The organism is Nocardia sp. CDC153 (assembly GCF_035818515.1).
In the GTDB taxonomy this organism is placed as follows: Bacteria; Actinomycetota; Actinomycetes; order Mycobacteriales; family Mycobacteriaceae; genus Nocardia.
This window is the reverse complement of record NZ_JAYKYU010000002.1, coordinates 1,111,648-1,128,696: the sequence shown is the minus strand read 5'-3', so window position 1 is coordinate 1,128,696 and position 17,049 is coordinate 1,111,648. Positions and strand designations below refer to the sequence as shown.

Sequence of the window (17,049 nt, the reverse complement as noted above, 5' to 3'; positions counted from 1 at the left end):
TCCGAGACCGGGGTGCTGGAGTTCGTGGGCCGCTCCGATTTCCAGGTGAAGGTGCGCGGACAGCGTCTCGAACTCGGGGAGATCGAATCCGCCCTGTGCGCACTCGACGGCATCGATCATGCGGTCGTGCTGGCCCGCGACACCGGTGTCGGTACCCGCCTGGTGGCCTATGTGGTCGCCGCACCGGGCCGCGCGTTCGATCCGGCGCGGGTGCGGCGCGCGGTGGGACGGCGACTGCCGGGCTTCATGGTGCCCGATGTCGTCATGGCCGTGGACGCGCTGCCGCTGACGATGAACGGGAAGCTCGACAAGGCCGCGCTGCCCGAACCCGTGATCACCCGTGCCGAGTACCGGGCTCCGGCGACGCCCCGGGAAGAGCTGGTGGCGTCGACCTTCGCCGAGGTGCTCGGTGTGGACCGGGTGGGCGTCGACGACGACTTCTTCGTCCTCGGCGGCGATTCGCTGTCGGCGACGCGTGTGTCGGCTCGGCTGGCGGATCGGCTCGGGACGCCCGTCGGCGTGCGCGAGGTCTTCGAGGCCCCGGTGGTCGCGGAACTGGCCGCACGGTTGACGGGGTCGGAACGGGCGAGCGCCGAGGCGGATCGAACCGGCGAGGGTCCGCGCCTGCGGCCGTGGCCGCGGCCGCAGCGGGTGCCGCTGTCGTTCGCGCAGCAGCGCATGTGGTTCGTCAACCGTTTCGCCCCCGAGTCGGCGTCCTACAGCATTCCGCTGGTGCTGCGGTTGTCCGGTGCGCTGGATATCGAGGCCCTGACGTCGGCGATCATGGATGTGCTGGTCCGGCACGAGGTCCTGCGGACCCGGTACCCGGATGTGGACGGTGTGCCCTACCAGTCGGTGGTGGCGGCAGCCGATCTCCCGACGGCGGTGGATGTCGACCTCACGCCGCGCACCGTCGCGGCGGCGGACCTGGCGGGCGCGGTATCGGAGGTGGTGTCCGCCGGTTTCGATGTGGCCGAACGGATTCCCTTGCGAGCTCGGCTGCTCTCGCTCGGGGCCGAGGAGTTCGTGCTGGTGATGGCGATCCACCACATCAATGCCGACGGTTTCTCCATGACCCCGTTGGCGCGGGATCTGGCGTCGGCGTATGCGGCCAGGTGCGCTGGACGCCAACCGGATTGGCCGAGCTTGCCGGTGCAGTACGCCGATTACGCGCTGTGGCAGCGGGAACTGCTGGGGTCGGCGGCCGACCCCGAATCACTGCTCGCCCGCCAAATAGGCTACTGGACAGCGCAATTGCGGGATCTGCCCGAGCTCGTGGAGCTGCCGTCGGATCGACCGCGTCCGGCCGTGGCCTCGCATCGGGGCGCGACGCATCGCTTCGTCGTGGAGCCCGGCGTGGTGACCGGCCTGCGGGAACTGGCCGCCGCCACCGGTGCCACCACCTTCATGGTGTTCCACGCCGCCCTGGCGCTGCTGATGTCGAGGCTGGCGGGAGTGACCGACATCCCCATCGGCACACCGGTTTCCGGGCGCGGGTCGGCGCTACTGGACGACCTGGTCGGCATGTTCGTCAATACCGTCGTCCTGCGGACCCGGATCGACGAGTCGGCATCGTTCACCGACCTGCTGGCCCAGGTGCGCACGGTGGACCTGGATGCGTTCGCGCAGGCGGAGATTCCGTTCGATCAGGTGGTGGAGGCCCTCGATCCGCCGCGTAGTCAGGCGCATCACCCGCTGTTCCAGGTCATGCTGGCCTTCCACAACCTCGACCCGGCGGCCGTCGAACTGCCGGGTCTGGCCGTGACGCCGTCGGGTGCCGAAACCGGTGTCGAGCGATTCGACCTGACGCTGACCCTGGCCGACCGGCCCGACGCGCACGGCGCGATGCCGGTCGATCTGAGTTACGCCACAGACCTGTTCGACGCCGACACCATCACCGGGTTCGCCGACCGCCTGCAGCACCTGCTGCGGACCGTGATCGCCGATCCCGCACTCGCCCTGCGCGAGGTCGAGATCCTGTCGGACGCCGAGCGGCGCGACCTCGAAACCTGGGGCGGCACGGGCACTCCCGATATCGCCGCGCTCGCCGTCACCGATGCGGCGGTGACACTGCCGGCGCTCCTGGCCGCCGCGGTGGCCGCCCATCCGGACGGTCTCGCGATCGTGGACGGCGATCGCGCCATCACCTACCGGGAGCTCGACGAGCGCTCGAATCAGTGGGCGCGCTTCCTGATCGGCCACGGCGTCGGCCCGGACACGGTCGTCGCCATCGCCCTGCCACGTTCGCTGGAATGGGTGCTCGCCCTGTGGGCGGTCACCAAGGCCGGCGCCGGATTCCTGGCCCTGAACCCCACCCATCCGCTCGACCGCAATCGGTTCATGTGCGTGGATTCCGGTGTCGCGCTCGGCATTACGGACGACGAGCACGCCTCGGCCATGCCCGAGGAGGTGTCCTGGCTGATACTGGACAACCCGTCGGTGACGGGTCGCGTCCGGCAGTACCCGTCGACCGCTCTCACCGCCGCCGAGCGACATGGCGTGCTCCGCACGGACAACACGGCCTACGTCGTCTACACCTCGGGTTCGACGGGCCGTCCCAAGGGCGTGGAGGTCAGCCACTCCGGACTGGCGGCGGTCGCCGCCGCGCAACTGCGTGACTACGGGGTCACCGAGGACTCCCGCGTGCTGGCCGTCGCCGCGCGCACCTTCGACGCCGTGTTGCTCGAGCTGCTGCTGGCCGTCCCCGTCGGCGCGACCCTCGTCATCGCCCCCGAGGACGCCTACGGCGGGCCCGCCCTGACCGCATTGCTGCGTGAGCAGCGCATCACCCACGCCTTCCTCACCCCATCGGTGGTCGCCTCACTGGATCCCGACGGGCTCGACGACCTGCGGGTCCTGACCGTTGGTGGCGAGGGCTATTCGGCGCGGCTGGTGGAACGCTGGTCGCGCACCGATGCCGCCCGCTCGCGCCGGTTCTTCAATACCTACGGGCCCACCGAGACCACGGTCATCGCCATGATCAGCCGCGAACTGCGGGCGGGCGATCCCCTCGACCTCGGCACCGGCATCCCCGGCATCGGCGTGCGGGTACTGGACGCGTGGCTGCGTCCGGTGCCGGTCGGCGTGGTCGGTGAGCTGTATCTGTCGGGGGCGGGCCTGGCACGCGGATATCGGGGCCGGGCCGGGATGACGGCCTCGCGATTCGTCGCGAATCCCTTCGAGGGCCCGGGCGAGCGGCTGTACCGCACCGGCGACCTGGTGCGCTGGGCGGTCGATGAATCCGGTTCCGGCGTCCTAATTTTCGTCGGACGCGCCGACTTCCAGGTGAAGGTGCGCGGGCAGCGGCTCGAACTCGGCGAGGTGGAGGCCGCGCTGTGCGAGGTGGACGGTGTCGGGCAGGCGGTTGCCGTCGTGCACTCGGACGGGGACAGCGCCGACGCGGCGGTCCGGCTGGTGGCCTACGTCGCCGCGCGGGCCGGGCACGCGGTCGACTCCGACGCGCTGCGGGCGGCGGTGGCCGAACGCCTGCCGGGCTACATGGTGCCGGATCTGGTGCTGGTGCTCGACGAATTGCCTTTGACCGCAACCGGAAAGATCGATCGGCGGGCGCTGCCGGAACCGGTCTTCACACCGCGCGAATTCCGCGCCCCGTCCACCCCGGTCGAACAGATCATCGCCGGGGTCTTCGCGGACGTCCTGGGGCGCGAGCAGGTCGGCGTCGATGACGACTTCTTCGCGCTGGGCGGCGATTCGATCGTGTCGATCCAGGTGGTGTCCAAGGCCCGCGCCCAGGGTGTGGTGTTCGGGCCTCGCGATGTGTTCGAACAGCGGACTCCCGCACGGCTGGCCGCTGCCGCGCAGACCGTCGCGGGCGAACGCGGTGGCTTGGCCGAGCTGCCCGGCGGTGGCGTCGGCGAAGTGCCGCTGTTGCCGGTGGCGCGGTGGATGGTGGAGTGGGGCAAGGGTTTCGACCGTTTCGACCAGCATGTCGTGCTGCGACTGCCCGAGGGCGTGAACGAGGCGGGACTGGTCGCGACGATCGGCGCGGTGCTCGATCGGCACGACATGCTGCGATCCCGGCTGCGGTGCGGCGACACCGGGGAGTGGTCGATGGAGGTCGCGCCCGAGCGCGGCGTCGATCCGGCCTGGCTGCTGCATCGCCGTGCGCTCGAACCGGACCTGGAGGTCGACACCGAGGCCGGTCGGCGCGCGGTGGCCGAAATCGCCACGGCGGAACTGGATTCGGCGCTGGACTGGCTGGACCCGCGCGGCGGGGCGATGGTGCAGTTCGTGTGGCTCGAGCCCGCGGGTGAGGTGCCGGGGTGGCTGCTGGTGGTGGCGCATCACCTGGTCGTCGACGGCGTGTCGTGGCGGGTGCTGGTGCCGGACCTGATGGCGGCGCTCGCACAGGTCGCCGCGGGCGGTGTGCCCGTGCTGGAGCCGGTGGGCACCTCGATGCGGCGGTGGGCGCACGGGCTGGTGCGGGCGGCGGCCGAGCCGAATCGGTTGCGGGAGTTGGGCCTGTGGCAGTCGATGGTCGCCGGAGCGGACCCGGTCATCGGCGGGCGGGAGTTGGACCCCGCCATCGATACCGCGGCCGCGCTGGAACAGGTCGAGGTGCGATTGCCGGAAGCCGTGACACAGGCCTTGCTGTCACGGGTGCCGACGGCGTTCTACGGCAGCGTGAACGACGGGCTGCTGGCGGGATTGGCGGTGGCCGTTCGGCTGTGGCGCGCACGCCGTGGAGTCGACGACTCGTCGGTGCTGATCCGGTTGGAAGGGCACGGCCGCGAGGAGCAGGTGGTCCCGGGTGCGGACCTGTCGCGGACGGTGGGCTGGTTCACTTCGATGTTCCCGGTGCGGTTCGGTCTGGGTGGCGTCGATGTCGATGACGTGATCGCCGGTGGGGATTCGGTTGCGGCGGTGGTGTTGTCGGTGAAGGAGACGCTGCGGTCGATACCGGACAAGGGCATCGGTTACGGGCTGCTGCGGTACCTGAACGATGAGACGGCGGGGCTGCTGCCGGACCGGATGCCGGGGCGAATCGGGTTCAACTACCTGGGCCGCATCTCCAGCGCCGAGATCGGTGCGAACGGTCCGCACGCTGGTCTCGGTGAGCTCACCGCGGCACCGGATCCGGACATGCCGGTGACGGTCGCGGTGGATATCAGCGCCATTGTGATCGAGGATCGGCTGCGCGCCAGTTTCCGCTTCCCGCGCACACTGCTCGCACCCGACGAGGTGGAGGAGCTGGCACAGCTGTGGTCGCGGGTGCTGACCGCGATCGCCGATCATGTCCAAACCCCCGGCAGCGGTGGGTATTCCCCGTCCGACTTCGCGCTGGTCCACCTGAGCCAGTCCGATGTCACCGAGCTGGAACGCGCGCATCCGGACCTGACCGACGTGTGGCCGGTGACCCCGCTGCAGGCCGGTCTGCTGTTCCACGCCCACCTCGCCGACGCCGAGGCCGAGGCGGATGCCTATGTCGCCCAACTGGTTCTGCACCTGGCGGGCGAGCTGGATCCGACACGGCTGCGCACGGCCGCGACGGCGCTGGTGCAGCGGCACGAGAGTCTGCGGGCCGCCTTCACCACCACCGCCAGCGGAATCGATGTGGCGATCGTCGGCGACGCCTTCGAATTACCCTGGCGTGTAATCGATCTGAGCGCCTCTACCGACACCGCCGCCGCGCTCGACGAGCTCGCGGCAGCGGAGAAGGCGGCACCCTTCGACCTGTCTGCCGCGCCGCTGCTGCGCTTCACCGTGGCCCGGCTCGCCGCCGATCGGTGGGCGCTGATCCTGACCAACCATCACGTCATCCTCGACGGCTGGTCCTACCCGCTGCTGCTCACCGAACTGTTCACCGCGTACACCGGAGCAGCCCCGAGCCGAGCCGCCGGATCGTATCGGGATTACCTGGCGTGGTTGGTGACTCGCGATCGGGACACCGCCCTGGCTGCGTGGGAGGAGGCGCTCGACGGGGTCGAGCCGACCCTGATCGCCGGTGATTCCGAGGTGGGCGCGACCGAAGTGGCCGAGTGCACGATCGGCCTCGACGAGCCCGAGACCCGTGCTCTGGTCGCGGCCGCCGCCGCGGCCGGGGTGACCGCGAATACCGTCCTGCAATCGGCATGGGCCATGCTCATGGCCCGGCACACCGGCCACACCGATGTCGTGTTCGGCGCGACCGTATCCGGGCGGCCCGGCGAGCTGCCCGACGCCGACCGCACCATCGGCCTGTTCATCAATACGATTCCCACGCGCGTCCGGCTGAACCCCACCGAGACCGTCGCGGAGCTGTGGACCCGCCTGCATCGCGAACAGGCCGCGCTGCTCGAACACCACCACATCGGCCTGCGGGACATCCACGCGCGCACCGGAACCGATCGGCTCTTCGACACGCTCATGGTGTTGGAGTCCTACCCGATCGATATGCGCGACATCGAACACGCCGTCGGGGACGGCGATCTCGCCATCACCCGGGTGGTCGCGGCCGATGCCACGCACTACCCGTTGTCGTGCACCGCCATGCTGCGGGACACGCTGGGGATGCGATTGCAGTACCGCGCCGACCTTTTCGACGCGGCGGCGATCGCGACGCTCGGCGAGCAGCTGCGGCAGATGCTGGTGACGATCGGTCGCGACGCGTCCATGCCGGTGCGGGACATCGGGGTGGGCGAGCGTGCCGCGCTGATCGATCGCCGGGACGACCGCGACACCATCCTGCTGGCCGACGCGCTCGCCCAGGCGGTGGCCGCCAATGCCGACGGCGACGCGGTCGTGGAAGGGTACCTGCGGATCTCCTACCGCGCACTGGACGCGCGTTCGAACCAGTTGGCGCGCTTGCTGATCGGACGTGGCGTCGGACCCGAGTCGGTGGTGGCGATCGGGCTGCCGCGATCGTCGGACTGGGTGCTCGCGGTGTGGGCCATCGCCAAGACCGGTGCGGCCTTCGTCTCGATCGACCCCGCACATCCGGTCGAGCGGAATCGGTTCGTGTGCACGGATTCTGGGGCCCGCTGTGTGCTGACTCGGAGCGATGCGGGTCTCGACCTGCCCGGAACCGACGCGATCAGGCTCGACGAGGCGGATCTGTCCACCCTGGACGCGGCGGCGGTGACCGATGCGGAACGCTGTGCCCCAACGCATCCGGGCAATATCGCGTACGTCGTCTACACCTCGGGCTCCACCGGACAACCCAAGGGCGTCGAGGTGACCCACGCCGGATTGGCGACCCTGCTCGCCGACCATGTTCGGCGCTGCGCGGTCGACCCGGACTCCACGGTGCTCTCGGTGGCCGCGCGAACCTTCGACGCGGCGATCCTCGAATTGCTGCTCGCCGTCTCGCGCGGTGCCACGCTGGTGATCGCACCGCCGGATGTCTATGGCGGACAGCCCCTGTGGGAACTGCTGCACGAGCGGCACGTCAGCCATGCGTTCCTGACCCCGGCCGTCGCCCTGTCGCTGGACAGCGCCGGGCTCGACGCGCTCCGGGTGGTGCTGACCGGCGGTGATCGCTGTGGGCCGCAACTCGTCTCGCGATGGGCGGGCACCGATGCGGCCGGACAGCGGCGCGTGTACAACCTGTACGGACCCGCCGAGGCGACCATCTGGGTGACCGGTGCGCAGTTGTTGCCGGACGAACGGATCACCATCGGTGAGCCGCTGGCCGGAACGAGTGTGGCGGTTCTGGATCCGTGGCTGCGGCCGGTGCCCGCCGGAGTGGTCGGCGAGCTGTACGTGGCCGGTCCCGGTGTGGCGCGCGGCTATCGGGGGCGGGCGGGTCTGACCGCGTCGCGGTTCGTCGCGAATCCGTTCGATGCGGCCGGGGAGCGGCTGTACCGTACCGGCGATCTCGTGCGGGTGGTCGCCGAGGAATCCGGTTCGGGGACACTCGAGTTCGTCGGACGCTCCGACTTCCAGGTCAAGGTCCGCGGCCAGCGCCTCGAACTGGGCGAGGTCGAGTCCGCGCTGTGCGAGCTGGCGGGTGTCGAACAGGCCGTCGCGATCGTGCACACCGGATCCGGTTCCGGTGCACGCCTGGTCGGATACGTCACCGTGGCCGAAGGACACACGGTCGACGCGGAACAGCTGCGGCAGCGGGTGGGGGAGCGACTGCCCGCCTACATGGTCCCGGATGTGGTGATGGTGCTCGCGGAGCTGCCGCTCACCGCCACCGGCAAGGTCGATCGACGCGGGCTGCCCGAACCGGTATTCCCGCACCACGATTTCCGGGCGCCGTCGAGTCCCGTCGAGGAGACGCTGGCCCGGGTGTTCGCCGAGGTGCTCGGCCTCGAACGGGTCGGTGTCGACGACGACTTCTTCGCGCTGGGCGGCGATTCGATCGTCTCCATCCAGCTGGTGACCAAGGCGCGCGGGCAGGGCGTGGTGTTCGGTCCGCGCGATGTGTTCGAGCAGCGCACCCCGGCGCGGCTGGCCGCGCGTGCGCGGCGGGCCGACGAGGCGGCCGCGATTCAACTGGCCGAACTGCCGGGCGGTGGCGTCGGTGAGCTGCCGCTGTGGCCGGTGGCGCGCTGGATGGTCGAGTGGGGCAAGGGCTTCGACCGGTTCGATCAGCACATGGTGCTGCGACTGCCCGGCATCGTCGACGCCGACGAGATGACGGCCGCGCTCGGCGCGGTGCTGGAGCGACACGACATGCTGCGCTCACGACTGCGGCGCGGAGCCGACGGCGAGTGGTCGATGGAGGTCGTGGCCGCCGACGCGGTCGCGGTGTCGGATCTGCTGTTGCGACGAGTCATCGACGGCGGCACCACGACCGACGCCGGGCGGCAGTCGGTCGCCAATATCGCCGTGGCGGAACTCGATTCGGCGCTGGGCAAGCTCGACCCCATGGCCGGTTCCATGGTTCGGTTCGTGTGGCTGGAGACCTCGGACGGGACACCGGGATGGCTGCTGATCGTCGCGCACCACCTGGTCGTCGACGGCGTGTCGTGGCGGGTGCTGGTGCCGGATCTGCTGTCGGCGTTCGAGCAGATCGCGGCGGGCCGCGCACCGGCGCTCGAGCCGGTCGGGACATCCATGCGGCGGTGGGCGCACGGGCTGGTCGAGGCCGCCGCCGATCCGATTCGCCTGGGAGAGTTGGCGTTCTGGCAGGACATGGTCTCGGGCCCGGACCCGCTGCTGGGTCGACGCGACCTGGATCCGAGCATCGACACCGCCGACACCCTCGACCAGATCGAGGTGGAGCTGCCCGATTCGGTGACCCGGGCGCTGACCACGCGGGTACCGGCGGCGTTCCACGGCGGCGTGAACGACGGCCTGCTGGCCGGTCTGGCCGTGGCGGTGCGGATTTGGCGGGCGCGGCGGGGCATCGACGATCCGTCGGTGCTGATTCGCATGGAGGGCCACGGCCGCGAGGAACAGGTGGTGCCCGGTGCGGACCTGTCGCGCACGGTCGGGTGGTTCACCTCCATGTTCCCGGTGCGATTCGATCTGAGCTGGCTCGACGTCGGGAACGTCACGCCCGACGAGGTTGCGGCGGTGGTGCTCTCGGTGAAGGAGACGCTGCGCTCGATCCCGGACAAGGGCATCGGATACGGGCTGCTCCGCTACCTCGGTGCGGACACCGCGCGCGCGTTGCCGCAACGCATGCCCGGGCGGATCGGGTTCAACTACCTGGGGCGGGTCTCGGGCCTCGCCGAGGGAATCGACGGCGGGCTGGGCGAATTGGTGGTGCCCGCCGATCCGACCATGCCGGTCACCGTGGCGCTGGATGTGAGCGCGCTCGTGCTCGACGACCGGATGCGGGCCACCTTCCGCTTCCCCCGCACGCTGCTGCATCCGGCGGATATCGAGGAACTGGCCGACCTGTGGACCGATGCGGTGACCGCGCTGGCCGAACTCGCCGAAATGCCCGGCGCGGGCGGGTATTCGCCGTCGGACTTCGAGCTGGTGCGGCTGAGCCAAACGGAGGTCTCCGCGCTCGAACGGGCGTACCCCACCCTGGCGGATGTGTGGCCGGTGACGCCCCTGCAGGACGGACTGATCTTCCACGCGCAGCTGGCCGCGGGCGTGGCAGGGATCGATGTCTATGCCGCGCAGGTGGTCCTGCGCTTCTCGGGTGCGCTCGAGCCGGAGCGGCTGCGTGCGGCCGCGGGCGCGCTCGTGGAACGGAATGCCATGCTGCGCACGGCCTACACCTCCACCGGCGACGGCACGCACGTCGCCGTCGTCTGTGATGGCGTCGAATTGCCTTGGCGGGTCGTCGATCTGAGCGATCGGTCGGACCCCGAAGCGGCGCTGGTCGAGCTGGCGGCGGCAGAGAAGGCGCACCGGTTCGATCTCACCGCCGCGCCGCTGCTGCGGTTCGCCCTCGCCGAACTGGGCCCCGACCGCTGGGCGCTGGTCCTGACCGACCATCACGTCATCCTCGACGGCTGGTCCTGGCCGCTGCTGGTCACCGATCTGTTCACCCGCTACGCCGGGGGCGAGGGCGTGGCCGTGGGCTCGTATCGGGACTTCCTGGCGTGGCTGACGACCCGCGACCGCGAGGCCGCCCGCGCGGCCTGGGCCGCGGCGCTGCACGGCGTCGAACCCACCCTGATCGCCGATCCGACCGCGACCGCCACGAGCGCCGTGGTGGATCGGTCGCTGGTGATCGACGCCGCGGCCACCCGAAGGCTGCTGGCCGCGGCGGCAGCGGCCGGGGTCACGCTCAATACCGTGCTGCAGTCGGCCTGGGCGCTGCTCATGGCGCAGGTGACCGGGCGCGACGATGTCGTATTCGGGACCACGGTGTCCGGGCGTCCCGCCGAAGTCCCGGCGGCGGATCGCACCATCGGCCTGTTCATCAATACGATTCCCACCCGGGTGCGGCTGGACCCGGCCGAGACCCTCGGCGAGCTCTGGACGCGCATCCACGGCGAGCAGGCGGCGCTGCTCGACCATCATCACCTGGGCTTGACCGATATCCACGCGGTCACCGGCACCGACACCCTGTTCGACACCGCCATGGTGCTCGAGTCGTATCCGGTGGACGTGGACCACATCCGGCAGGTCACCGATGACGGCAGCCTCGAGCTGACCGGGGTCACCGGAACCGACTCCACCCACTATCCATTGTCCTGCACCGTGATTCAGCAGGACACACTCCGGATTCGACTGCAATACCAGCCGGATGTGCTCGACGCGGACGTGGTCGAGGCGCTCGCCGAACGGCTGGGCGTCGTGCTGGCTGCCCTCGCCGCGGACCCGGGCGTCGCCGTGCGCGATGTCGCCCTGCTGCCGGATACGGAACGCACAGCGCTACTGGACGATTGGGGCCGCGGCGATCCGGCCGAGCTGCTCGACGCGGACGAACTCGGCTCCGTCGGCGCGACCCTGCCGGCCCTGTTGGCGGCGGCCGTCGCGGCGAATCCGGATGGGGACGCGGTGGTCGAGGGGGATCGGCGGGTCACCTATCGGGACCTCGACGCGCGGTCGAATCGGTTGGCGCGCTTCCTGATCGAGCGCGGTGCGGGTCCGGAGTCGGTGGTGGCCATCGGGCTGTCGCGGTCGCTGGAATGGGTGGTCGCGGTGTGGGCGATCGCCAAGGCCGGGGCGGCGTTCCTGACCGTCGATCCGTCGCATCCACTCGACCGCAATCGGTTCATGTGCGCCGATTCCGGTGTGCGCGTGGGCATCACGGTCGGTCGGCAGCTCGCCGTGCTGCCGCGAGACGGGTTGTCGTGGCTGGTGCTGGACGACCCCGAGTCGATCACCGCCATCGGACAGCACTCCACCGACGCGGTGACCGACGCCGACCGAATACGGCCGGTGCGGCCCGACAACACCGCCTACGTCATCTACACCTCCGGTTCGACCGGGCGGCCCAAGGGCGTGGAGGTGAGCCACGCGGGCCTGGGCACGCTGGCCGCACACCATCACCTGTACGCCGTCGAGCCCGAATCCCGGGTATTGGGCGTGGGCGCACGCACCTTCGACGTGGCGATACTCGAACTGCTGCTCGCGCTCTCGGCCGGTGCGGTACTGGTGATCGCGCCCGACGATGTCTACGGCGGGCAGGCGCTCACCGATCTGCTGCGCGATCAGCGCGTCACCCACGCCTGGATGACGCCGTCGGTGGCCGCGTCCCTGGATCCGGCCGGACTCGACGACCTCCAGGTCATGTGGGTCGGCGGTGAGCATTTCGCGCCGCAGCTGGTCGCGCGCTGGTCGCGCACCGACGCGGGCCGGGCGCGGCGGTTCTTCAACTCCTACGGTCCGACCGAGGCCACGATCATCACCTCCGTCAGTCCGGAACTGCGCGGCGGTGCGCCCATCACCATGGGATCCGGTATCGCCGGACTGCACCTGACCGTGCTCGACGGCTGGCTGCGGCCGGTGCCCGCGGGCGTGGTGGGTGAGCTGTACGTGGCGGGTCCCGGTGTGGCGCGCGGCTATCGGGGGCGGGCGGGGCTGACCGCGGCCCGGTTCGTCGCCGACCCGCACGGCGCGCCCGGGCAGCGGTTGTATCGGACCGGGGACCTGGTGCGGTGGGTCGTGGACGAATCCGGTGCGCACGCTCTGGTGTACGTCGGCCGCTCGGACTTCCAGGTGAAGGTGCGCGGGCAGCGGCTGGAACTCGGCGAGGTCGAGGCCGCGTTGTGCGCGGTGCCCGGTGTCGATCGCGCGGTGGTCGTGTACCTCGCCGGTGAGAGTGGTTCGGCCGGTGCGCGATTGGTGGGCTACGCGGTGCCGGAAGCGGGCCGCGCGCTCGACGGCGACGAGGTGCGGCGAGCGGTCGGGGAGCGGCTGCCGCGGTACATGGTGCCCGACACGGTGCTGGTGCTCGCCGAGCTGCCGCTGACGACGAGCGGCAAGGTGGATCGAAAGGCCCTGCCGGAGCCGGTCTTCGGCGCCCGCGAATTCCGGGAGCCGTCCACGCCGCTCGAGGCGACCGTGGCGCGGGTCTTCGCCGAGGTGCTCGGGATCGAGCGGGTGGGGGCCGACGACGACTTCTTCGCGCTCGGCGGCAACTCGCTGTCCGCGACCCGACTGTCGGCGCGGGTGGCCGACGCGGTGGGCGCGGGCGTCGCGCTGCGGGATGTGTTCGAGGCGTCCACGGTCGAGGAGCTGGCGGCGCGGCTGGCCGCGCGCATCGACGGGCCGGACGGCGGGAACGGCGAGCCGCGGCTGGAGCCGAAGCGGCGTCCGGCCCGGGTACCGCTGTCGTTCGCGCAACAGCGAATGTGGTTCGTGAACCGGTTCGCGCCGGAATCGGTGTCCTACAGCCTGCCCATGGTGCTGCGGCTGTCGGGCAGCGTGGACCGCGCGGCACTGTCGGCCGCCGTCATGGACGTGCTCGCCCGGCACGAGGTGCTGCGGACCCGGTACCCGGATATCGACGGGGTGCCGTATCAGGCGGTGACGCGGGTCGGCGAGCTCGCCGACGCGGTGGACATCGATCTGACGGCCCGGGTGGTGGACGCCGCCGCCGTATCCTCCGCCGTCGCCGAGGTGGTGTCGTCCGGATTCGATGTGGCCCAGCGGATTCCGCTGCGGGCACGGCTGCTGGCGGTGGGCGCCGAGGAGTACGTGTTGGTGCTGGTGCTGCATCACATCGCCGCCGACGGCTTCTCGATGGCTCCGCTGGCGCGCGATCTCGCGGCGGCCTATGTGGCCAGGTGCGATGCGCGGCAACCGGATTGGTCACCGTTGCCGATCCAGTACGCCGATTACACGCTGTGGCAGCGGGAACTGCTGGGTTCGGCGGACGATCCCGAATCGCTGCTCGCGCGGCAGCTGCGGTACTGGCGCAATCAGCTGCTGGATCTGCCCGAAGTGCTGGAGTTGCCGAGCGACCGGCCGCGACCGGCGGTCGCCTCGCATCGCGGTGCGACCCATGCCTTCTCGGTGGCACCGGCCGTGGTGTCCGGGCTGCAGCGGGTGGCGCGGGCGTCCGGGGCGACGGTGTTCATGGTGTTCCACGCGGCGCTGGCCATCGTGCTGTCGCGACTGTCCGGGAGCACCGATATCGCGGTGGGTACGCCGGTGGCGGGGCGCGGGTCGGCACTGCTCGACGATCTGGTCGGCATGTTCGTGAACACGGTCGTGCTGCGGACGCGGGTCGACGAGTCGGTGTCGTTCACCGAGCTGCTGGGGCGGGTGCGCGGGGTGGATCTGGATGCGTTCGCGCATGCGGAGATTCCCTTCGAGCAGGTGGTGGAGGCGGTGGACCCGCCGCGCAGTCGGGCGCAGCACCCGCTGTTCCAGGTCATGCTCGGGTTCCACAATCTCGACGAGGTCAGCTTCGAGTTGCCGGGTGTCGCGGTGTCGGCCGTGGGGGCGGACGTGGGTGTGGAGCGGTTCGATCTGACGCTCACGCTGACCGACGCGCCCGATGAGAACGGTGCCATTCCTGTCGGAATGAGCTATGCCACCGACCTTTTCGATCCGGAGACGATCGCGCGGCTGGCCGAACGGCTCGGGCGGGTGTTGGCGGCCGTTGCCGCGGATCCGTCGGTCGTGGTGCGCGACATCGAGCTGCTGTCCGTGGGGGAGCGCGAGCGGCTGGTGGGTGGCCCCGGAGTCGAGTCGATCGGTGCGCCCGTCACCCTGCCGGGGCTGTTCGCCGCCGCGGTGGCCGCGAATCCCGAGGGTGACGCGGTGGTGTTCGAAGGGCGGCGGCTCTCCTATCGGGAGCTCGACGAGCGGTCGAACCTGTTGGCGCGGTGGCTGATCGACCGCGGGGTGGGGTTGGAATCGGTGGTCGCGATCGGGGTGCTGCGGTCGCTGGACTGGGTGGTGTCGGTGTGGGCGATCGCCAAGACCGGGGCGGCGTTCGTCTCGGTGGATCCGGCGCATCCCGTGCAGCGGAATCGGTTCGTGTGCGCCGATTCCGGTGTGCGGGTGGGGATCACGACGGTCGAGCACCACGGGTCCCTGCCGGACGAGGTGTCGTGGATGCTGCTGGACGGCACCGATGTCGCGTTCGGGCAGGCCGCTGTTGCGGCTCCGAATGTGCTGCCGTGGTTGGGCAATACCGCCTACGTCGTGTACACGTCGGGTTCGACCGGTCGACCGAAGGGCGTGGAAGTCACCCACGCCGGGCTGGCGATGCTGGTCGCCGATCACCGACGCCGCTGCGCGCCGGACCGCGAGTCCCGCGTGCTGGCGGTGGCCGCGCGCACCTTCGACGCGGCCGTGCTGGAACTGCTGCTGGCCGTATCGGCGGCGTCGACGCTGGTGGTGGCACCGGCCGAGGTGTACGGCGGCCAACCGCTGACCGAACTGCTGCGGGCCGAGCGGGTCACCCACGCGTTCCTGACGCCGTCGGTCGCGTTGACCGTGAATCCGGCCGGGCTGGACCGGCTTCGCGTGGTGCTCACCGGTGGGGACCGGTGTCCGCGGCGGCTGGTTTCGCAATGGTCGGGGACCGATGGCACGGGTCTGCGGCGGGTGCACAACCTGTACGGGCCCGCCGAGGCGACGATCTGGACCACCGGCGCGGAGCTGGTGCCGGGTGAGGCGATCGGCATCGGTGGGCCGATTGCGGGGACCGGCGCGGTGGTGCTCGATGCGTGGCTGCGGCCGGTGCCGGTCGGCGTCGTCGGAGAGCTGTATGTGTCGGGACCCGGTGTGGCACGCGGCTATCGGGGGCGGACGGGGTTGACGGCCTCGCGTTTCGTCGCCCATCCGTTCGGCGCGCCGGGGGAGCGGCTGTACCGGACCGGTGACCTGGTGCGTTGGGGCGCACACGGTTTGGAGTTCGTCGGCCGTTCCGACTTCCAGGTGAAGGTGCGCGGGCAGCGGCTGGAATTGGGCGAGGTCGAGGCCGCGCTCACCGCCGTGCCGGGGATCGAGCAGGCGGTCGCCACGATCGACCGGGGTGAGGCCGAAAACGCCGATGCCGCAGCCCGTTTGGTCGCCTACGTGGTGCCGGTCGCGGGTATCGCGGTCGATCCGGTGTCCATCCGGCGGGCGGTGGCCGATCGGCTCCCGGCCTACATGGTCCCCGACGTCGTCATAGTGCTCGACGAACTGCCCCTGACGCCGACCGGAAAGGTGGACCGTCGTTCCCTGCCCGAACCCGAATCGTCTTCGCACGAATTCCGGGCCCCCGCAACGGGACTGGAGCAGCTCATCGCCGACGTCTTCGCCGAGGTGCTCGGCGCGGAGAAGGTCGGCGCGGACGACGACTTCTTCGCCCTCGGCGGAAACTCCCTCACCGCCGTCCAGGTCGTCTCCCTGATCCGCTCCCGCACCGGCCGGGACCTGCACTTCGGTCAGCTCTTCTCCGACGCCACCCCGACCTCGGTCGCCCGCACGATGGAAAGCGGCTCGGACGCCCTGAACATCTCCCTCGACGTCCTGACTCCCTTGCGCTCCACCGGAACTCGCGCGCCCCTGTTCTGCGTCCACCCCGGCGGCGGTCTGTCCTGGGTCTACGGTTCCCTCGTACCCCACCTGGACCCCGACGTCCCCCTCTACGGCCTTCAGGACCCCCACATCGTCGCCGACGAACCCCGCCTGGAATCCGTCGAGGCCTACGCGGACCGTTACGTCCGCGAACTCGTGACCCGCTTCCCCGGCATCACCTACAACCTGCTGGGCTGGTCCCTCGGCGGCCAAATTGCCCACGCCATGGCCGTCCGCCTCCAAGAGCTCGGCCACCGGGTCGGCCTGCTCGCCCTGGTGGACACGACCCCCGAAACCGGTGTGGCCGAGTCCGCCGAACCCACCCGCCAGGACGTCTCCGAAGCCATAACCCGAATCCTGGGCGGCTGGCACGACCTGTTGAACCTCACCGAAATCCCCACCGTCGACACCCTCGACGACTTCTACTCCCTGATCGCCAACCGCATGGCCGAGACCGGCCTCCTCACCCCCCACCAAATCCAACGGGTCCTGCACAGCTTCTCCCACCCCCTCCCGTACACCCCGGCCCGCTACAGCGGCAACGCCCTCCTCTTCACCGCCACCCGAGAACCCAACCGGCCCAGCTTCATGCAAGCCTGGCGTCCCCACATCACCGGCCGCATCGACCAAATCTCCATCAACGATTTCCACACCGCCCTACTCACCCCCACCCGCGCCCCCCAACTGACCCCCTTCCTCAACTCCCGCCTCCTCGGTGAGAGGTGA

At 70.6% G+C, this 17,049-nt stretch carries 1 protein-coding gene (only partly in view); it reads left to right on the top strand.

What is annotated here, in order from left to right; all coding sequences use genetic code 11:
• Nucleotides 1-17,049, top strand: the 3' portion of a protein-coding gene (locus tag VMT65_RS13765; RefSeq protein ID WP_442790221.1) for a non-ribosomal peptide synthase/polyketide synthase. It extends 11,226 nt beyond the left edge of the window; the window shows 17,049 of its 28,275 coding nt (coding positions 11,227-28,275); the start codon falls outside the window, past its left edge; it ends in the stop codon at nt 17,047-17,049.